Genomic DNA, 18,123 nt, shown 5'->3' with positions numbered 1-18,123 from the left:
AATGGGGGCTGTCGCGATCAAGACTGAAGGGCTTCCGCCGGAAGGCGATCTGGCCGACGTCCGTTTTCGGGCGCTGCTGCCGTCAGCCGGCTGGTCCAGCCTTCCCCTCGCGGTTCGTCGCCGCTTCTCCAAACGGATGAAGGGCGGCGCGACGGTCGTCTATCGAGGTCGCGTCGTCACGGTGAAGGCCAACATGATGGGCCGCGTGCTGGCCCAGGCCGCGCGCCTGGTCGGCGGGCCTCTGCCGCTGGTGTTCACGTCCGGCGCCAGCGTCGTCACCGTGACTGAGGACGCCGTCGGTCAGGGCCAGGTCTGGAGCCGGATGTATGTCCGCCCCGACGGCTTCCCGCAGGTCATCCACAGCGCGAAACGGTTCGCCGGGTCGACGGGGCTGGAAGAGCATGTCGGCGGCGGGATGGGCATGGCCCTCACGGTGACGGCCGACGACGGCGCCCTGGTCTTTTGCAGCGCCTTCTATTTCGCGACCTTGGCGGGCCTTCGTCTTCGCCTGCCGCGCTGGATGGAGCCCGGCGCCCTGACCATCACCCATCGCGATCTGGGCGAGGGCCGTTTCGCCTTCACCCTGGCGCTGGACCACCCGCTGTTCGGCCGTCTGCTTGGTCAGGACGCGATTTTCCGGGATCCCCCGGACGATGAGGCATGAGATGACCAATCTGCTCTGGACCCTTGTGGCGCTCCAGATCGCCATGGGCGCGTTCGACACCCTGTTCCATCACGAGCTCACCGAGCGTCTGGCGTGGCGGCCGTCACAGAAGCACGAGCTTCGCCTTCACGGCGTCCGCAACCTCATCTACGCCGCCCTCTTTCTGATGCTCGGGTGGAGCGAGCCCCGCGGTCTCGCGGCGCTGGCCACGGGTGCCGTCCTGGGCCTCGAACTGATCATCACCCTGATCGACTTCGTGGAGGAGGACCGCACCCGCCGACTGCCGGCCTCGGAGCGGGTCACCCACACCCTGCTGGCGCTGAACTACGGGGCCATCCTCACCCTGCTGACGCCGTTGCTGATCCGGTGGAGCGGAGATTCGTCAGGTTTCGCGCCGGCCTCCCACGGTCTGTGGACCCTGATGGCCAGCGCCGCCGCGGCCGGAGTCTTCGTCTTCGGCCTGCGTGACCTCGCGGCCGCTGGACGCTCCGACCGCCTGGTCCAGCCCGATCCTGCCGCCATGGGCCGCGCCCTGACAGGGCGCCGCCGCGTGCTTGTCACCGGGGCCACCGGTTTCATCGGCCGCCGGCTGATCGCCGCCTTGACAGGCGCCGGGCACGAGGTGATCGCCCTGATCCGCAATCCGAAAACCGCGGACCTGCCCGCGCCGATCACGGTGGTGACCGATCTGGCCCGGATCGCGGCCGACACCCGCATCGACGCCATCGTCAACCTGGCGGGCGAGCCGATCAGCGACGGGCTGTGGACCCTCGCTAAGCGCCGCCGCATCCTTCGCTCCCGCCTGGATGTCACCCGCGACGTCCGTCGCCTCATCGCCCGACTTGACCACAGGCCGGAGGTGCTGGTCAGCGGCTCCGCCATCGGCTGGTATGGCCTGCACGCCGACGGGACGCTCGACGAAACGGGCCCGGCCAAGGCCTGCTTCAGCCATCGGCTGTGCCACGCCTGGGAACAGGCGGCCGCGCCGGTCGAGGCCTTGGGCGTCCGGCTGGTCACCCTGCGCATCGGCCTGGTTCTGGGAACCGCGGGCGGCATGCTGTCCCGCCTGTTGACCCCGTTCGAATTCGGCCTGGGCGGACCGATGGGGACGGGCCGGCAGTGGATGTCGTGGATCACGCTGGACGATTGCGTGCGTCTGATCCTGCACGCCATCGCCGAGCCGCGGGTGACGGGTCCGCTCAACGCCACGGCGCCGACCCCCGTGACCAACCGCGATCTGTCGCGCGCCCTTGGCCGGGCGCTCAGCCGTCCGGCAGTGATCGCCGCTCCCGCCATGCCGTTGCATCTGGCGTTCGGGGAATTCGCGGACGAGCTCCTGCTGGGCGGGCAGCGGGTGGTGCCGACCAAGGCGCTGGCTACCGGATTCCGCTTCCATCATTCGGAACTGGAGGACGCGCTGGCCGCCATCGTCGGCGCCCGGCCGCGCGCCACTGGCGCGGAGAGCCGCAAACGACTATCTTCATCGACGGCGGGTCTTGCTGCGGCCCTCGTCGAAGGCAACATTTCCTTGCGACCTTAATTCACTCGAAGGGAGCTGTCCCTGACCAGGCTCGTGGGCCTGGGCACACGGCGCCCACCTGGCTACCCAGGTCGAGAGGATTTAAACGTCCTTCACGGTTCTTGCGGCGCCGCCACCCCTATCCTCTGAGCACGCTCCCGTTCGCCGCGCGGCGGCTCACTGCTTGAGCGCGCCGGGATGACTGACAAGAGCGAACTCCGGGCGGCCATGCGCGCCACGCGCAAACGCCTCGCCGTCGAGCGCCCCGACGCCGCCGAGCGGGTGGTCGAACATCTCCCCGAGCTGCTCGAAACCATGTTCGAGACCGCCGGCAGTTTCGCTGAAGAGCAAAAGCGCCGCCGGTTCACCGCCGCCGTCTACAAGGCCGTGGGGTCGGAGCTCAGCGCCTTGCCGCTGGCGCGCGCTCTGCTGGCGCGGGATGTCGATCTGGCCTTACCGGTGGCCCCCGGCGTCGGAGAACCCCTCGTGTTTCGCCGGTGGACTCCCGGCGATCCGCTGGAGATCGACGCCTCGGGTGTTCCGGCTCCACTCCCCCTGGCGGAGGTCGTGACGCCGGATGTGATCTTCATTCCCCTGCTCGCCGTGGATCAGCGCGGCTACCGTCTGGGGCAGGGCGGCGGCTACTATGATCGGACGCTTCACGCGCTTCGCGTCGCCAGCCCCCTGCCTTGGTTCATCGGCCTCTGCTATGCGGGCCAGATGATCGACAGCCTTCCCGACGAAGTGCATGACGAGCGGCTGCACGGCGTTCTTACCGAAGCCTTCTGCTCGACGGTCTGGAAAGCGTGATCTGATATGCGTCTGGCTTTTTTCGGTGATGTCGTCGGCAAGTCCGGACGGGACGGCCTGAGCGATCACCTTCCGGGCCTGAAGCGCGACCTGAAACTCGACTTCGTGGTTGTCAACGCCGAGAACGCCGCGGGCGGCTTCGGCATCACGGAAAACACCGCGCGCGAACTGTTCATGGCCGGCGCCGACTGTCTGACCCTGGGCAACCATAGCTGGGACCAGCGCGAGGCCCTGACCTATATCGTGCGCGAGCCGCGCCTGATCCGCCCGGCCAACTATCCGCGCCTGATGGACGCCCCCGGCGCCGGGGCCAATCTGTTCGAGACCCACAGCGGCAAGACCGTGCTGGTCATGAACGTCTTGGGCCGCATCCATATGGACCCGATGGACTGCCCCTTCAGCGCGGTCGAGAAGGAACTGGCGTCGTGCCCCATGGGCGTCGCCGCCGACGCCATCATCGTCGACATGCACTGCGAGGCCACGTCCGAGAAGATGGCCATGGGCCATTTCTGCGACGGCCGGGCGAGTCTGGTGGTCGGCACCCACACCCATGTCCCGACCGCCGACTGCCAGATCCTGCCCGGCGGCACGGCCTATCAGACCGACGCCGGCGGCTGCTGTGACTACGACAGCGTCATCGGCAACGAGAAGGAAGAGCCGCTGCGGCGCTTCACCACCCGCCTGTCGGGCGGACGCTACGTCCCCGCCCACGGCCCGGCCACGGTCTGCGGCGTCTATGTCGAGACGGACGACAGGACCGGGCTGGCAACCCGCGTTGAGCCGATCCGCGTCGGGGGACGGCTGAGCCAGGCGATTCCTGTTCCGGGCTGAGCTATGCGGGGATCGACAGGCGCACCAGGGCCATAAACATCTCACTGATGCCGAGCACGATTCCGGCGATGGCGGGGCCGCCCTTGAAAAGCACCAGGCAGGCCAGGGCGACGATCAGCGCGGTCTCGACACGTTCGGAGCGAACGCGCCGTCGGCTCGCCTGCTCGATCCGGCTGAACCTCTTGGCTCCGGCATTTTTCATGTTTGAATCTCCTGACGCCTTGGTCGGGTATTGTTTGACATAGGAGTTTACAAGCGTAAACTCACTAGCTTACAGTTGTAGTCACGATGTGGCGGGCCCGTCCGCCTTCCCTTCCAATCTTGCAGCCAAGGAGTCGTTCATGTTTGACCACCGAGTTTCTCGGGCCGGTGTGGGGATCCTTCTGGTCGCCCTTGCGGCTCCCGGCGTCGCCTCCGCCGCGGGGGCCGGCCTCACGCCGGGCGATGTGTTCGGCGACGCCGCGCCGAGCGTGAAACTGGTCATGCTTCTGCTTGTCGCCGGCGCATTGGCCGCCGTGATCGTGACCGTGCTCAAGCTGGCTTCGGGGCGACGGCTGTCAGGCGGGTCGGCCTATGTTTCGGCATTGAGGCTGGGCGGCCCGCTGCTGGGCCTCATGGGCGCGATGTACGTGCTGCTGATGGGCTTCATCGGCATCGCCAACGCCGGCGCACCGGTTCCGGTGACCGTGCTGGCGCCCGGCTTCGCCGAGGCGGCCCTGCTGTTCCTGCTGGGACTGCTGGCGGGCGTCGTCGGCGTGATCTGTCACTGGATCATCGAGGCGCGCATCGATCGAACTGTCCTGGGGTCCTGACCGCCGTGCGCCTGCACGTCACCGAAGCGGAAAGCGCGGTTCTCGCCGCGATCTGGGCCCGAGGGCCGCTGTCCTTCGCCTCCCTGATCGAGGAGGTGAAGGCTGGTCAGCCCTGGGCGGACGCGACCATCAAGACCCTTCTTCATCGCCTGATGCAGAAGGGCGCCGTCAAATCGGTGAAGGAGGACGGCCGGCAGCGCTATCACGCCGTCATCGACCGCCAGACCTGGGTCGAGGGCGAGGTCCAGGACCTGCTGGACCGCCTGTTCGACGGCAAACCCGACCGCCTCGTCGCCCTGCTTGCGGATCGGCTCGACCTCTAGGCCGAAACCAGCGGGCGCGGTCTCGCGGCTGCGCTCGCCAAACAGCCTACCGGAAAAAATCGGACCAGGTGCATCCAGACGGGCGGCTCGGAGCCTCTCGCCTCCAGACCCCGGAGCCCGTCCATGCTGAGACTAGTCGCCGCCCTCGTGGCCCTCGCCCTGCCCGCCGCCGCCATGGCGCAGACGCCCGATCCGGCGCCGATCGAGGTGATGGTGCTGGGAACCTATCACATGGGCAATCCGGGCCAGGACCTGCACAACGCCCGGATCGATTCCGTCACCACCCCGGCGAAACAGGCCGAGCTCGAGGCGGTAGCCGAGGCCCTGGCCCGGTTCCGGCCGACGGCCGTCGCCATTGAGCGGGTGGCCCGGGACCAGTCCGACATGCTGGACCATCGCTACCGTGCGTTTACGTCGGCGGACCTTCTGACCGATCCCGACGAGCGGGTTCAGGTCGGCTATCGCCTCGCCCATCGTCTCGGGCTGCAGCGGGTCTACGCCATCGACGAACAGGACCGCGAAGGCCAGCCGTCCTGGTTTCCGTTTGAGGACGTCCAGGCCTGGGCCGAGGCCAACGGCCGGTCGCCCGCGCTGGGGACGATGCACGAACAGGTCGCGACGATGATCGGCGAGATGGAGACCCGCCAGCGGACGGACACCGTCAGCGGCGTGCTGCGCTGGATGAACACGCCCGAGAGCGCAGCCTCGGGCCAGACCTTCTACACCGCCCTGCTGGCCTTCGGCGCCGGCGACGCCCAGCCGGGCGCCATCCTCAATGGCCGCTGGTACACCCGCAACGCCCTGATCTTCGCGCGCCTGATGCAGGCGGCGAAGCCCGGCGACCGGATCGTGATCGTCTACGGCGCCGGCCACAGCTACTGGCTGCGGCAGTTCGTCCAGACCACGCCAGGCTTCCGGCTGGTCGAGGCCAACGACTACCTGCCGGCCGCCTGACCTCAGGCCGGGACCACCCGCGCGTCCCCGCTCGCCACCGCGAACGTCGCCCGCGTCGTCAGCGTCCCGCCCTTCTCCGACACCTTGTCCAGCACCTTGAACTCGGTCTGCCAGCGCTCCGCCGTGACATCGCAGACGACATAGCCGCGCTGGGCGTTGTTGAATTTCAGGAACGGATTGTCGGCCAGATAGCGCCGGCCGTCGGCCCGCTGGTCCTGCCCGTCGCCGGACGAACTGATCGATGTCGCGACGAACTCCGAGGCGATCGGCGCCCCCTCCGGGTTGCGGCTGTCGCGGTACAGCTCTCCGGCGTAGTTCTGATGCTCGTCCCCGGTCAGGATGATGGTGTTGCCGATGCGGCGCTCGCGCAGCCGGTCCAGCAGCCGCTGGCGCGGGATCGCATAGCCGGCCCAGGTATCCAGGTTGTAGCCCGGCTCGGGCCCTTCCTTGCGCTCCAGATCCATCATCATGATCTGCTGCGCCAGCACCTTCCAGTGCGCGCGCGACTGGTCGAGGTTGCGGTACAGCCACACCTCCTGCGCCTCGCCGAGCACATGGGCGTCGCGCGCCGAGACGCCGGCGCAGGTCGTCGCCCAGGCGTCGCCGCACGGCTGGTCCGAGCGGTGGGAGCGGGTGTCGAGGAAGTTCAGATCCAGCAGGTCGCCCCAGGACGACTGCCGGTACAGCTGCATCTCCGCTCCGCGGGGGAAGGCCGAACGGCGCAGCGGCATATGCTCGTAGAAGGCCTGGGCCGCCGCCTGCCGCCGCAGCAGGAAGACCTCGGGCGGCACGCCATCGTCGAAGGCGCCGACCCAGTTGTTCGCCACCTCGTGATCGTCCCAGGTCACGAACCACGCCGTCGCCGCGTGGCTGGCCTGCAGGTCCACATCCATCTTGTACTGGGCGTAGCGGCGCCGGTAGTCGTCCAGCGAATAGGTCTCGCCGCCCAGATGCTGGCGCGGGTTCTCCATCGTCCCGCCCGAGCCGGTGTAGGTCCGGCTGCCGCGGCCCTCGTAGATGTAGTCGCCGTAGCAGTAGACGAAGTCCAGGTCCTCGGCCGCCGCCTTGCGGTGGGCGGTGTAGAAGCCCTGCTCATAGGCTTGGCAGCCCAGCACGCCGAAGCGGGCGCGCGCGACGGCCAAACCGGCCGCTGGCGCCGTCTTCGCCCGGCCCGTGGCGGTGCGCTCGGTCCCGGCGGTGAAGCGGTAGAAATAGTCCCGCCCGGGCTCCAGTCCCTCGACCTCGACGTGCACGGCGTGACCCATTTCGGGCCGGGCGATCGCTTCGCCCCTCCGCGCCACGTTGGAGAAGCCGCGATCCGTAGCGATTTCCCACCGTACCGGCACCGGGGCCGACGGCATGCCGTGACCGATCTCCAGCGGCCGCGGGGCCAGCCGGGTCCAGATGACGAAGCCGTCCGGGGCGGGATCGCCCGCGGCGATGCCCAGCTGGAACGGGTATTCGGCGAACACCGGATCGGCGAGGGCCTGACGCCCTGTGCCCAGCGCCGCGCCGCCGGCGCCAAGGCCCAGCAGCAGTCCGCGACGGGACAGGAAATCGAATGCGGACATCGGGACCTCCGGAACGCGCCTGTCCCGACCTAGCCCGGAAATGTGACGGTCGTCACTGGCCCGGCGCCGCGGCGGGCTTCCAGGCCTGCAATTCCGCGATCTCGCGGGCCCGGGCGTCCCTGACCGCCTGCGCCATTCGCCGGACTTCCGGGTCCCTGGATTGCGCCAGTGCGGCGTCGGCCGTGGCGATCGTCTCGCGATGGTGTTCGACCATTTCCGCGACCCAGGCCCGTTCCATGGAGGTTGGTTCGGGCGCGACGGGCGTCGCGGTTTCCTTGATCGCGGCGGAATGGTTCGCCGCCGCCGTCTCGCGCAGGGCCTGCTGGACGGGATCGCCGCCTCCGTCGCAGGCCGCAAGGGTCAAGGCCGCCAGCAGGATGATCGGAACGGGACGCATCAGCCCTCGAGCCAGGCCGGCATCCAGCCCTCGTGCATCTCGCGCAGGTGGTCGAGCGGCAGGCGGAACAGGTCTCCGCCCGCATTGCCTGAGGCGAAGTCCCGGCCCCTGGCCCGGCCCACCACCGAGGCGTGCAGTCCCGCCTTCTGCGCCGCCGCGACGATCGACGCCGCGTCCGTCACCGCGACCAGATACCGCGCCTGATCCTCGCCGAAGAGCAGGATGTGGGCGTGGGTCGCCGAGGTGGCGTCCAGCTCGACGCCGCAGTCCGAGGCCAGGGCCATGTCCGCCGCCGCGCCGATCAGGCCGCCGTCCGACAGGTCGTGGACGCAGGTCAGCTGGCCCGTCTCGATCAGGCCGCGCACGAAGTCGCCGGTGGCCCGCTCCAGCGCCAGATCGACCGGCGGCGGGGCGCCGTCCTCGCGGCCCAGCACCTCGCGCAGATAGAGGGACGAGCCGAGCTCGCCCACCGTATCGCCGATCAGAACCAGCACGTCGCCTTCGGCCATGCCGCCGAAGCCGGCGACCGTGTCGTAGTTGGTCAGCAGGCCCACGGCGCCGACTGTGGGCGTCGGCGGAATGGCCGCGCCATTGGTTTCATTGTAGAGGCTGACGTTGCCGCTCACGACCGGGAAGTCCAGCACCCGGCAGGCCTCGGCCATGCCGTCGATGGCGCGGACGATCTGGCCCATGATCTCGGGCCGCTGCGGATTGCCGAAATTGAGGTTGTCGGTGATGGCGATGGGCCGGCTGCCGACGGCGGTCAGGTTGCGCCACGCCTCGGCCACGGCCTGTTTGCCGCCTTCGTAGGGATCGGCCTGCACATAGCGTGGGGTGCAGTCCGAGGTCATCGCCAGACCCTTGTCCGTGCCGTGCACCCGCACCACGCCCGCGTCCGCCCCGGTCGCCGAGTCCTGCAGGGTGTCGGCCATGACATGGCGGTCGTACTGCTCCCAGATCCAGCGCTTGGACGCCATATCGGGGCAGCACAGCACCTTGATCACCGCATCGACCCAGCTGTCCGGCGCGGGAATCGCCTTGGCGTCGAGGCGCGGCTGCAGCTCGGGCTGCACCCACGGCCGGTCGTACAGCGGCGCGTCGTCGAACAGGGGGGCCAGCGGCACGTCGCAGACCGTCTCGCCATGATGCTTCAGCACCAGCCGCCCGGTGTCGGTGGTCATGCCGATGACGGCAGCGTCGAGACCCCACTTCTTGAAGATGCGGTGGCCGTCTTCCTCGCGGCCCGGCTTCAGCACCGCCAGCATCCGCTCCTGGCTTTCCGACAGCATCATCTCATAGGCGGTCATGCCCTCCTCGCGCTGGGGCACGGCGTCCATGTTCAGCTCGATGCCCACCGCGCCCTTTCCGGCCATCTCCACAGAAGACGAGGTCAGGCCCGCCGCACCCATGTCCTGGATCGCCGCCACGGCGCCCGAGGCCATCAGCTCCAGCGTCGCCTCGATCAGCAGCTTCTCGGCGAACGGATCGCCGACCTGCACGGTCGGCCGCTTCTCGTCCGAATCCTCATCGAACTCGGCCGAGGCCATGGTCGCGCCGTGGATGCCGTCGCGGCCGGTCTTCGACCCGAAATAGACTACCGACAGGCCCGGGGCCGGGGCGGCCGAATAGAACAGGGCGTCGGCCCTGGCGACGCCCACGCACATGGCGTTGACCAGGATGTTGCCGTTGTAGCCACGGTGGAAATTGGTCTCGCCCGCCACCGTCGGCACGCCGACGCAGTTGCCATAGCCGCCGATGCCCGAGACCACGCCCTTGACCAGCCGCTTCGTCTTCTCGTGGGACGGGTCGCCGAAGCGCAAGGCGTTGAGCAGGGCTACGGGCCGCGCGCCCATGGTGAAGACGTCGCGCATGATGCCGCCCACGCCCGTCGCCGCGCCCTGGTAGGGCTCGATGTAGGAGGGGTGGTTGTGGCTCTCCATCTTGAAGATGCAGGCGTCGCCGTCGTCGATGTCGATGACGCCGGCGTTCTCGCCCGGCCCGCAGATGACGCGCGGTCCCTTGGTCGGGAATTTGCCCAGGTGGATTTTCGACGACTTGTACGAACAGTGCTCGGACCACATCACCGAAAACACGCCCAGTTCGACGTTGTTGGGCTCTCGCCCCAGCCGGTCGAGGACCACCTGATATTCGTTCGGGGCCAGGCCGTATTCGGCGGCCAGTTCGGCCATGGTCTTTTCGGGAGCGCTCATGGGCGCGCCTTCTAGCCGTTGAACGGAGTCGTGTCAGCCATTGCGCGGAACATCGTGGCCGGTCCGTCATTGAATCCGGCAGGAGCCGCAGGAAGCCGTCATGCCGGATCAGCCCATCGACCCCGCCGCCACGCCCGGGGACCCGGACGCGCCGGAGATCGCCGCCGACGACGCCGGGGCCAGCGCCGCGGCCGAGCGCGCCGCCCGGCAGGCGGCCAATGACGACCAGGCCGACGCCGGGAGCGGCTAGGCGGACGGCCGTTCGACGCCGGACCGCAGCCGGAAGGCCAGCGCCACCGCCCCGACGAGGACGGCCACCGCGGCGGCGAGGGCGGCATAGGCCAGCATGGGATTGCGCGCCTGCTCGGCGGTGAAGGCTCCCACCAGGCCCCAGGCGATCGGCAGGCCATAGGCCAGGGTGCGCAGACGCTGGGTGACGCCGAGGGCCGCCGCGCTCACGCCGACCATGGCCAGGATAGCCCAGACCGTGGGCGAGAGGGTGTCGGGCAGGGCGCCGTCGCCCGTCGCCACCGTGATCAGGTTCAGCGGCGCCGCCACGGTCAGCCAGCCGGCCAGCATCGCCAGCGGCCAGACCGTCATCAGCCGGTCGCGATCGAAGCGTGGCAAGGCGCGGATGGCGCCGGCGTTGGCCAGCAGAGGAAGCAGCAGCGCCGCCAGCGATGCGAAGATCAGGACGACGGTGGCGGCCTCCCAATCGAACGCCGCCGCCACGACCCACCAGCCGATGCCCAGCAGGGCGGCGACCGAGGGCCAGCCGAGCCGATGGATCAGCAGGCTCTCGCCGGTCCACGGCAGCGCCTGGCGCACCGCATAGACCAGCAGCCAGAGATAGATCAGGCCCCAGACGGCGAAGGCATAACCGGCCACCCGCAAGGTGGCGTCGCCGTCCGCCGAGAACTCCGCGGGCGACTGGCCCCAGCCGAGCAGGACCTGGGACTGGCCGATCGCCACGGCGAAGATGGCCGCCGCCAGCACGATCAGGCGGCGGGTCTTCTGGGCGGCTGTGGGACGGACGATGGACATGGCGGCTCCAGACCAGGGTCGCCTGACTACGCCTGCGCGCGGCGAAGGTTCAACGGCGCGGAACCGCTCACCGTCGGCGGCGGTTGATCCTCCGCACCAGGAAGCCCGCCATGACCGATCCCGATCGCCTGACCCCGGCCCGGAAGGGGGCGTCCGAACCCGTGGATCGCAACGCCGCCCCGCGCGATCCGATCGCCGGACGCGCCGGGGAGGCGTCCGGCGTCGAGAGTCCCGGCGGGAGCGCGGAGGGCGATCCGGACGCGCTCGACCAGTCGGTCGGCCGGGAGGACGGCGGACAGGGCGATGCGCGGAGCCGGGACGGGGCGATCTGACGCTTTCGCCTTGACGGACGCGGCGCGCCGTTCTCCGATCGCTGGATGGCGAACTCCGATCCGGGCCACCGCGCCGATCTCGAAGCGGCCGACCGCGCGCTCGCACGCGACCCGCGCGACCTTCGGGCCCTGATCGCCAAGGGCGACGCCCTCGCGGGGCTGGGCGACGAGCGGGCGGCCGCCAGCTTCTACAACTCCGCCTTGCGCGCGGCCGGCGACGGCAAGGGCCTAGCGCCCGACCTGGTCGCCGGCCTGCGTCGCGTCCAGGCGGCCGTCCAGGCTCAGGCGCGACGGTTCGAGGCCCATCTGGCGGACAGCCTCGCCGGCGCGGGGTTCGATCCCGCGACATCCAGCGACCGCTTCGCCCTGTCGCTGGACCTGATGGCGGGGCGCAAGCGCTTGTATCTGCAGGAGCCGCGCTTCTACCTGTTTCCGGGCCTGCCGCAGGTCCAGTTCCAGCCGCGCGAAACCCTGCCCTGGCTGGCGGCGGTCGAGGCGGCCGCGGGGGACATTCGCGCCGAACTGGACGCCCTGCTGGCCGAACCGGATCAGTTCAGACCCTATGTCGAGCCGCGAGCCGACCGGCCCAACCGGGACGCCCTCGGCATGGTCTCGAACGCCGACTGGAGCGCCCTGTTCCTGTGGAAGGACGGGCAGGAGCAGCCCGACATCGCGCGCCGCTGTCCCCGCACCCTGGCGGCCCTGGCCGAGGTCCCGCTGTGCCGGGTGCCGGGGCGAACGCCCTCGATCCTGTTCTCGCGACTGAAGCCGGGCGCGCGCATTCCGCCGCACCATGGCCTGATCAACACCCGGCTGATCTGTCACCTGCCGCTGATCGCGCCGCCGGGCAGCCGCTTCCGGGTGGGCAACGATGTGCGCGACTGGAAGGAGGGTCAGGCCTGGGCCTTCGACGACACCATCGAACACGAGGCCGTCAATGACAGCGGCCACGATCGGACCATCCTCATCTTCGACGTCTGGAAGCCCGAGCTGACGGACGAGGAGCGGGATCTGGTCGCGGCCATGTTCCGGGCCATCGACGGCTATGGCGCCCGCGAACAGGCCTGGGGCGTCTAGAACCCGGGCGTCCAGGACTCAGGCGGCGGCGAAGATACTGCGGAACAGGGTCGCCCCGTCGGCCGAGCCCAGTTCCTCCTCGAACGCCCGGTCCGGATGGGGCATCAGCCCCAGCACATTGCCGCGCGCGTTCTGGATGCCGGCGATGTCGTCGACCGAGCCGTTCGGGTTGTCGACATAGCGGAACACCACCTGGCCCTCGCCCTCGATCCGCTTCAGCGTCTCGGCGTCGGCGAAATAGTTGCCGTCGCCATTGCCCTGGGTCATCACCACCTCGCGCTGGCCCTGATAGCCGGCGGTAAAACGGGTCTGGCCGTTGGCGACCGTCAGGCTGACCGGCTTGCAGACGTATTTGAGCCCGGCGTTTTTCAACAGGGCGCCCGGCAGCATCCCGGCCTCGCACAGGATCTGGAAGCCGTTGCAGATGCCGACCACGGCCACCCCGTCGTCGGCGGCCTTCTTCACCGCCTGCATCACCGGCGACTGCGCCGCCATGGCCCCGCAGCGCAAATAGTCGCCATAGGAAAAACCGCCCGGCAGGACGATCAGGTCCAGGCCCGACGGCAGTTCCGTCTCCTGGTGCCAGACCATCTCGACCTGTTCGCCGGTTGATCGTTCGATCGCGACCTTGCAGTCGCGGTCGCAGTTGGACCCCGGGAAGACGATGACGGCTGCGCTCATGGCGCGGCCCTGTAGCAGCGTTTGCCGCGCTTGTCAGGGTCTGGCGCCCTCGGGGGTCTCGCGCCGCACTCCGGCCAGGAAGTCCGTCATTCCCGCCACGCGCGGCCCGGCCATCTCACGGGCGGCGGCGGTCTTCAGACGCGGCGGGATGTCGACGGCGAATCGCTCGATCCGCCCCAGCGCCTGATCGTAGTCGGGCCGCTCGCCGGTCGCCGCCAGCAGCCGGGCCGCCCCGAGTGCGCCGAGGAAGTCCAGCGCGTCGGCGTCGTGCAGGACGACGGCCTCGGGCCCCTCCGGCTCCTTGTCGTACATATGGCCCAGGATGGCGGCGCGGACGGCCGGGAATTTCCCCATCGGGAAGCCGGCTTCGGCCAGGAAGGGCTCGGCCAACTGCACGGAGCGCTCGGCATGGTCGATCCCGGCGACCGCGAACGGCGCGATCCCGCCCCAGTCGTGCAGGAAGGCCGCCGCGAACAGGACGTCGGCGTCGACCGTCAGTCCCTCGGCCTCCGCCAGGGCCATCCCCAACACATAGTTCCGTTCCGAGTGGCGCACGCCCCAGCCGGGATGCTGGAGGTGGGTATTCGCCTGCGCGTACACGGCCCGTCGCCAGGCGCTGCCCAGCGGAATGCCGGCGGGCGTCGCCGTCGGCGCTTCAGCGGTCGTCGGCGCCTCCTGGGCCGTCGATCCGGTTGGCGGGCCCAACAGAAGCGCGCCTGCCGTCACGGCCAGAAAGATGGTCTTCATGCCGCCCTCCCGATGAAGCTCGCGCTCAGCCGCGGTTCTCGTACACGCCCGTGATCGAGGCTCTCGCAAGGGTGTGGAAATGCAGGTTGAACCCGAACACCGCCCCCGAATTCTCCGGCGTCACGTCCAGCTTTTCCGTATCCACGGCGAAGACCGTGAAGATGTAGCGGTGCGGGCCGTGTCCCTTTGGCGGGGCGGCGCCGCCGAAGCCGGGCTCGCCGAAATCGGTCCGGCCCTCGACCGCGCCCCTCGGCAGGCCGGCGGGCGAGGCGCCCTCGGCCAGTTCGGTCACATCGGCGGGGATGTTGGCCACGGTCCAGTGCCAGAAGCCCGAACCGGTCGGCGCATCGGGGTCGAAACAGGTGACGGCGAAGCTCTTCACGCCCTCGGGCGCGCCGGACCAGCTCAGTTGCGGGGAGCGGTTGCCCTTTGCATGGACCTGGGCGTCGGGGAGGGGGCCGCCGTCGGCGAAGCCCGTTGAGGTGACGGTGAAGGTCATGGCGCGCTCCTCGTTGCGGTCGGGACTAATCCTAACGCACGATAGCGGCCGGCGTCGCTAGTGGGCCGCCTGCTTCGCCGCCGGCGTGAACGCCGAATCGTCGGTCAGCCCGCCGGCCAGGGCCGTCGCGAAGATCAGCACGCCGACCAGGACGAAGGCCGCGATCGAGAACTGGATCAGCCGTTTCACGCGACCTCGATGCGGTAGCTTTCGATCACGGTGTTGGCCAGCAGGGTCTCGCACATGCGTTTGACCTCGGCGGCCTTGTCCTCGACGCCCTCGCCGAGGTCGAACTCGATCAGCTTGCCGACCCGGGCGTTGGACACATCGGCCCAGCCCAGACCGTGCAGGGCGCCTTCGACCGCCTTGCCCTGGACGTCCAGCACGCCGGGCTTGAGGAAGACGTGAACCTTGACCCTGGCCATCAGTGCAGTCCCCCCTGGATCACGGTCGGCATGTCCTTCATGATGCCGAGGCGGCGGGCCACCTCGGTGTAGCTTTCGATCACATTGCCCAGATCGCGGCGGAAGCGGTCCTTGTCCAGCTTTTCGCCTGTGTTGGTGTCCCACAGGCGGCAGGAATCGGGGCTGATCTCGTCGGCCAGGATGACCCGGCTGAAGTCGTTCTCCCACACCCGGCCGAACTCGATCTTGAAGTCCACCAGGGTGATGCCGACGGCGCCGAACATGCCGGACAGATAGTCGTTCACCCGCACGGTCATGGCCAGAATGTCGTCCAGCTCCTGGGTCGTGGCCCAGTTGAAGGCGGTGATGTGCTCCTCGGTGACCATCGGGTCGTTGAGCTCGTCCTTCTTGAGATAGAATTCGATGATCGAGCGGGGCAGGGGCGTGCCCTCGTCGATGCCGAGGCGCTGGCTCATCGAGCCGGCGACGACGTTGCGGCACACGACCTCCAGCGGAATGATCTCGACCTCGCGGATCAGCTGCTCGCGCAGGTTCAGCCGCTTGATGAAGTGGTTGGTCACGCCGATGCCGTTCAGGCGCGACATGATGAACTCGCTGATGCGGTTGTTGATGACGCCCTTGCCTTCCAGCTGCGCCTTCTTCTCGCCGTTGAAGGCGGTGGCGTCGTCCTTGAAATACTGGATCAGGGTGCCGGGCTCGGGTCCCTCGTATAGGATCTTGGCCTTGCCCTCGTAAATCTTCTTGCGCTTGACGTTCATCATCTGGAGTCCGGGCGGGGCCCGCCGGAAACGCAAATCCCGCGGCCAGACGGGGGTCTGGGCGGCTTGATCCGGAATCGCGGGCGGGCGGGAAAAAAGTCGCGGGAACCCTTAGCGGATGCGGCCCCGCGATACAAACCAGCCGCGTTTTGATCCGCCCCGCGCCGCGTCGCCGCAACCCGGCCGGTTCCGGTTGCGTTCGGCCATGGTGCGGCTATAGACCACCTCGACCGCGGCCGCGCTTCCGGCCGCCCAAACGGAGCCTTGCGACGCCCATGACCACCTTCGACGATCGGGAAAAGGGCTTCGAGTCCAAATACGCCCTCGATCAGGAACAGGAGTTCAAGGCGGTCGCCCGGCGCAACAAGCTGCTGGGCCTCTGGGCCGCCGAGAAGATGGGCCTGGGCGCCGACCAGGCCGAGGAATACGGCCGCGCCATCGTCAAGGCCGACTTCGAGCAGCCGGGCGAGGAAGACGTCTACCGCAAGATCGCCCAGGACCTGGAAGGCGCCGGCCTGACCGTGTCCGAGGGCGAAATCCGCCGCAAGATGGACGAGCTGTCCTCGGTGGCGCGCGAGCAGATCCGCAACGCCGAATAGCCCCGAGCATCTTCTGCCGAAAAAGGGCCGCTCCAGCGATGGAGCGGCCCTTGTCGTTTCAGCGATTCCGTCAGGGCCCGGCCACGAAGGATTTCAGCCTGTCCCAGGCTTCGGCCTTGGATTCGAGGGATCGGGTGTGGGCGGGGCTTGAGGACGGCAGGTCGATCAGACTCAGTCCCCGGGCGGAACCCAGGGTCCGCCGCCCGATCCGCGCCGCCGTGCCGCCGTTGAACGCCACGGCGCGAAGTTGCGGCAGTCGCCCCACCAGAAGGTTCAGGTCCGCCGCCTCGGCGTCGCGGATGGCGGCGTCCAGACTGCCTGGCCGATGGGCGCGGGCGATGACGTCCCACAGGCCGACGCCCGCCTCTTTCAGCGCCTCAAGCCGATCGGGATAGGGCAGGGCGACGAGGTCGAGCCCGATTACCCCGCCGACCAGCCGCCAGAACCCGTTCTGCGGATGGCCATAGTACTGACCCGCCTTCAGGGAGGCGTCGCCGGGCAGGCTGCCGAGGATCAGCAGGCGCGTATTCGCATCGACGACCGGGTCGAAGGCGCGCTTGAGGCTCACGCCGCGCCGAACACCCGCGCGAACACCGTGTCCACGTGTTTGGTGTGGTAGCCGAGGTCGAACAGCGCCTCGAGCTGTTCCGCCGGCAGGGTCACGCGCGCGTCGGCCTTGAGGAAATCCAGGAACCGGCCCTCGCCGCGCCAGACCTTCATGGCGTTCTCCTGCACCGCCGCATAGGCGTCCTCGCGCGATACCCCCGCCTGGGTCAGGGCCAGCATGACGCGCTGGGAATGCACCAGCCCGCCCAGCAGGTTCAGGTTCTTCTCCATATTGACCGGATAGACCTGCAACCGCTCGACCACCCCCGCCAGACGATGCAGGGCGAAGTCCAGGTGGACGGTGGCGTCCGGCCCGATGCCGCGCTCGACCGAGGAATGGCTGATGTCGCGCTCGTGCCAGAGGGCGACGTTCTCCATCGCCGGCACCACGGCCGAGCGGACCAGCCGGGCCAGACCGGTCAGGTTCTCGGTCAGGATCGGATTGCGCTTGTGCGGCATGGCCGACGAACCCTTCTGGCCCGGATCGAACGGCTCTTCGGCCTCCAGAACCTCGGTGCGCTGCAGGTGGCGGATCTCGATCGCCAGCCGCTCGACCGAGGAGGCGACCACGCCCAGGGCGGCGAAGAAGGCGGCGTGGCGATCGCGCGGTATCACCTGGGTCGAGACCGGCTCGACGGCCAAACCCATCTTGTCGGCCACATACTGCTCGACCGCCGGATCGACGTTGGCGAAGGTGCCGACGGCCCCCGAGATGGCGCAGGTGGCGATCTCTTCCCTGGCGGTCAGCAGCCGGCGCTTCGCCCGCTGGAATTCGGCGTGGTAGCCCGCCAGCTTGAGGCCGAAGGTCACCGGCTCGGCGTGGATGCCGTGGCTGCGCCCGACGCAGGGGGTGAATTTGTGCTCCCTCGCCCGCGTCTCCAGCGCCGCCAGAACCCGGTCGACGCCCTCGACCAGCAGGTCCGAGGCGCGCGCCAGCTGCACCGCGAAACAGGTGTCCAGCACGTCCGACGAGGTCATGCCCTGATGAAGAAAGCGCGCCTCGTCGCCAACGATCTCCGCCACATGGGTCAGGAAGGCGATGACGTCGTGTTTGGTGGTGCGCTCGATCTCGTCGATGCGGTCGGCGTCGAACACCGCATCCTCGCCCTTGGCCCAGATCGCCTCGGCGGCTTCAACGGGAATCACGCCCAGTTCGGCCATCTTCGTGGCGGCGTGGGCCTCGATCTCGAACCAGATCCGGTATTTGGTCTCCTGTGACCAGATGGCGACGGCGGCGGGGCGGGAATAGCGGCTGATCATGGGC

Annotated in this window: 23 protein-coding genes, 1 other RNA gene and 1 pseudogene; 12 read left to right on the top strand and 13 right to left on the bottom strand. The window is 69.0% G+C overall.

Annotation, left to right across the window (positions count from 1 at the left end; all coding sequences use genetic code 11):
- The first annotated feature begins 1 nt into the window (after position 1).
- The 5 genes and pseudogenes from Q8Q71_RS03865 to Q8Q71_RS03845 all read left to right on the top strand — a co-directional run bounded on the left by Q8Q71_RS03865 (position 2) and on the right by Q8Q71_RS03845 (position 3,824).
- Positions 2–664, top strand: coding sequence for a DUF4166 domain-containing protein (locus tag Q8Q71_RS03865; RefSeq protein WP_305758319.1), 663 nt, complete (start codon positions 2–4; stop codon positions 662–664).
- A pseudogene (locus Q8Q71_RS17190) lies at positions 654–2,033 on the top strand (TIGR01777 family oxidoreductase); the annotation flags it as partial. The gene Q8Q71_RS03865 and the pseudogene Q8Q71_RS17190, both read left to right, overlap by 11 nt.
- A gap of 124 nt (positions 2,034–2,157) precedes the next feature.
- Positions 2,158–2,318, top strand: a non-coding RNA gene (gene ssrS / locus Q8Q71_RS03855) — 6S RNA.
- A 63-nt stretch (positions 2,319–2,381) separates the two neighbouring features.
- Positions 2,382–2,993, top strand: a complete 612-nt coding sequence (locus tag Q8Q71_RS03850; protein ID WP_305758317.1) for a 5-formyltetrahydrofolate cyclo-ligase — start codon at positions 2,382–2,384, stop codon at positions 2,991–2,993.
- 6 nt (positions 2,994–2,999) lie between these two features.
- The gene (locus Q8Q71_RS03845) at positions 3,000–3,824 is read left to right on the top strand and encodes a TIGR00282 family metallophosphoesterase (protein ID WP_305758316.1); all 825 of its coding nucleotides are present in this window, start codon (positions 3,000–3,002) and stop codon (positions 3,822–3,824) included.
- Between the two features lies 1 nt (position 3,825).
- Here the strand turns inward: Q8Q71_RS03845 and Q8Q71_RS03840 are convergent, their stop codons facing one another.
- The gene (locus Q8Q71_RS03840) at positions 3,826–4,026 is read right to left on the bottom strand and encodes a hypothetical protein (RefSeq protein WP_305758315.1); all 201 of its coding nucleotides are present in this window, start codon (positions 4,024–4,026) and stop codon (positions 3,826–3,828) included.
- A gap of 139 nt (positions 4,027–4,165) precedes the next feature.
- Between Q8Q71_RS03840 and Q8Q71_RS03835 the strand changes: the two genes are divergently transcribed.
- The 3 genes from Q8Q71_RS03835 (at position 4,166) to Q8Q71_RS03825 (ending at position 5,913) form a co-directional block, all read left to right on the top strand.
- The gene (locus tag Q8Q71_RS03835) at positions 4,166–4,636 is read left to right on the top strand and encodes a hypothetical protein (protein ID WP_305758314.1); all 471 of its coding nucleotides are present in this window, start codon (positions 4,166–4,168) and stop codon (positions 4,634–4,636) included.
- A gap of 5 nt (positions 4,637–4,641) precedes the next feature.
- On the top strand, positions 4,642–4,959 hold the full coding sequence (locus Q8Q71_RS03830) for a BlaI/MecI/CopY family transcriptional regulator (RefSeq protein ID WP_305758313.1): 318 nt from the start codon (positions 4,642–4,644) through the stop codon (positions 4,957–4,959).
- A gap of 123 nt (positions 4,960–5,082) precedes the next feature.
- Entirely contained in the window at positions 5,083–5,913 is an 831-nt protein-coding gene (locus Q8Q71_RS03825; protein ID WP_305758312.1) for a DUF5694 domain-containing protein, read from the top strand.
- A gap of 2 nt (positions 5,914–5,915) precedes the next feature.
- Here Q8Q71_RS03825 and Q8Q71_RS03820 read toward each other — a convergent pair whose 3' ends face one another.
- From Q8Q71_RS03820 to purL, 3 genes are read right to left on the bottom strand one after another with little or no spacing between them, the layout of a single operon-like run.
- Positions 5,916–7,484, bottom strand: coding sequence for an alkaline phosphatase (locus tag Q8Q71_RS03820; RefSeq protein ID WP_305758311.1), 1,569 nt, complete (start codon positions 7,482–7,484; stop codon positions 5,916–5,918).
- A 52-nt stretch (positions 7,485–7,536) separates the two neighbouring features.
- The gene (locus Q8Q71_RS03815; RefSeq protein WP_305758310.1) at positions 7,537–7,881 is read right to left on the bottom strand and encodes a DUF305 domain-containing protein; all 345 of its coding nucleotides are present in this window, start codon (positions 7,879–7,881) and stop codon (positions 7,537–7,539) included.
- A complete protein-coding gene (gene purL / locus Q8Q71_RS03810; RefSeq protein ID WP_305758309.1) occupies positions 7,881–10,091 on the bottom strand; it encodes a phosphoribosylformylglycinamidine synthase subunit PurL in 2,211 nt (736 codons plus the stop codon). Before purL ends, Q8Q71_RS03815 begins: the two co-directional genes overlap by 1 nt.
- 100 nt (positions 10,092–10,191) lie before the next feature.
- On the opposite strand from purL, the gene Q8Q71_RS03805 reads away from it, so the two are divergent.
- Positions 10,192–10,341, top strand: a complete 150-nt coding sequence (locus Q8Q71_RS03805) for a hypothetical protein (RefSeq protein ID WP_305758308.1) — start codon at positions 10,192–10,194, stop codon at positions 10,339–10,341.
- On the opposite strand, the gene Q8Q71_RS03800 is transcribed toward Q8Q71_RS03805, so the two are convergent.
- A complete protein-coding gene (locus Q8Q71_RS03800) occupies positions 10,338–11,135 on the bottom strand; it encodes a hypothetical protein (RefSeq protein ID WP_305758307.1) in 798 nt (265 codons plus the stop codon). The genes Q8Q71_RS03805 and Q8Q71_RS03800 overlap by 4 nt on opposite strands.
- A 110-nt stretch (positions 11,136–11,245) precedes the next feature.
- On the opposite strand from Q8Q71_RS03800, the gene Q8Q71_RS03795 reads away from it, so the two are divergent.
- Positions 11,246–11,467, top strand: coding sequence for a hypothetical protein (locus Q8Q71_RS03795; protein ID WP_305758306.1), 222 nt, complete (start codon positions 11,246–11,248; stop codon positions 11,465–11,467).
- A 45-nt stretch (positions 11,468–11,512) separates the two neighbouring features.
- Positions 11,513–12,544, top strand: a complete 1,032-nt coding sequence (locus tag Q8Q71_RS03790; RefSeq protein WP_305758305.1) for an aspartyl/asparaginyl beta-hydroxylase domain-containing protein — start codon at positions 11,513–11,515, stop codon at positions 12,542–12,544.
- An 18-nt stretch (positions 12,545–12,562) separates the two neighbouring features.
- On the opposite strand, the gene purQ is transcribed toward Q8Q71_RS03790, so the two are convergent.
- Genes purQ through purC form a run of 6 tightly spaced genes read right to left on the bottom strand, consistent with a single transcriptional unit; the run spans position 12,563 to position 15,654 of the window.
- Positions 12,563–13,225: a phosphoribosylformylglycinamidine synthase subunit PurQ gene (purQ, locus tag Q8Q71_RS03785; RefSeq protein ID WP_305758304.1), complete on the bottom strand. Its 663-nt coding sequence runs from the start codon at positions 13,223–13,225 to the stop codon at positions 12,563–12,565.
- 33 nt (positions 13,226–13,258) lie between these two features.
- Positions 13,259–13,972 carry an HD domain-containing protein gene (locus tag Q8Q71_RS03780; RefSeq protein WP_305758303.1) on the bottom strand — a complete coding sequence of 238 codons (714 nt, stop codon included), beginning with the start codon at positions 13,970–13,972 and terminating at the stop codon, positions 13,259–13,261.
- Positions 13,973–13,997: 25 nt separating this feature from the next.
- Positions 13,998–14,471 carry a YbhB/YbcL family Raf kinase inhibitor-like protein gene (locus Q8Q71_RS03775; RefSeq protein ID WP_305758302.1) on the bottom strand — a complete coding sequence of 158 codons (474 nt, stop codon included), beginning with the start codon at positions 14,469–14,471 and terminating at the stop codon, positions 13,998–14,000.
- A gap of 57 nt (positions 14,472–14,528) precedes the next feature.
- Positions 14,529–14,660 (bottom strand): hypothetical protein, encoded by a 132-nt coding sequence (locus Q8Q71_RS03770; protein ID WP_305758301.1) that lies wholly within the window; start codon positions 14,658–14,660, stop codon positions 14,529–14,531.
- Positions 14,657–14,896, bottom strand: a complete 240-nt coding sequence (gene purS / locus Q8Q71_RS03765) for a phosphoribosylformylglycinamidine synthase subunit PurS (RefSeq protein WP_305758300.1) — start codon at positions 14,894–14,896, stop codon at positions 14,657–14,659. Before purS ends, Q8Q71_RS03770 begins: the two co-directional genes overlap by 4 nt.
- Positions 14,896–15,654, bottom strand: coding sequence for a phosphoribosylaminoimidazolesuccinocarboxamide synthase (gene purC / locus Q8Q71_RS03760; protein WP_055829677.1), 759 nt, complete (start codon positions 15,652–15,654; stop codon positions 14,896–14,898). Before purC ends, purS begins: the two co-directional genes overlap by 1 nt.
- Before the next feature lie 275 nt (positions 15,655–15,929).
- On the opposite strand from purC, the gene Q8Q71_RS03755 reads away from it, so the two are divergent.
- On the top strand, positions 15,930–16,253 hold the full coding sequence (locus tag Q8Q71_RS03755; protein ID WP_305758299.1) for a DUF1476 domain-containing protein: 324 nt from the start codon (positions 15,930–15,932) through the stop codon (positions 16,251–16,253).
- A 70-nt stretch (positions 16,254–16,323) separates the two neighbouring features.
- On the opposite strand, the gene Q8Q71_RS03750 is transcribed toward Q8Q71_RS03755, so the two are convergent.
- Together Q8Q71_RS03750 and purB are read right to left on the bottom strand one after the other, a co-directional pair.
- On the bottom strand, positions 16,324–16,821 hold the full coding sequence (locus tag Q8Q71_RS03750) for a DNA-deoxyinosine glycosylase (protein WP_305758298.1): 498 nt from the start codon (positions 16,819–16,821) through the stop codon (positions 16,324–16,326).
- A complete protein-coding gene (gene purB, locus Q8Q71_RS03745) occupies positions 16,818–18,119 on the bottom strand; it encodes an adenylosuccinate lyase (protein ID WP_305758297.1) in 1,302 nt (433 codons plus the stop codon). The genes Q8Q71_RS03750 and purB overlap by 4 nt, the downstream gene beginning before the upstream one ends.
- Between the last annotated feature and the right edge of the window lie 4 nt (positions 18,120–18,123).

It is taken from the genome of Brevundimonas sp. (assembly GCF_030704825.1).
Taxonomy (GTDB): Bacteria; Pseudomonadota; Alphaproteobacteria; order Caulobacterales; family Caulobacteraceae; genus Brevundimonas.
The sequence above is the reverse complement of the archived record's forward strand: the minus strand, read 5'-3'. Positions and strand labels throughout refer to the sequence as shown.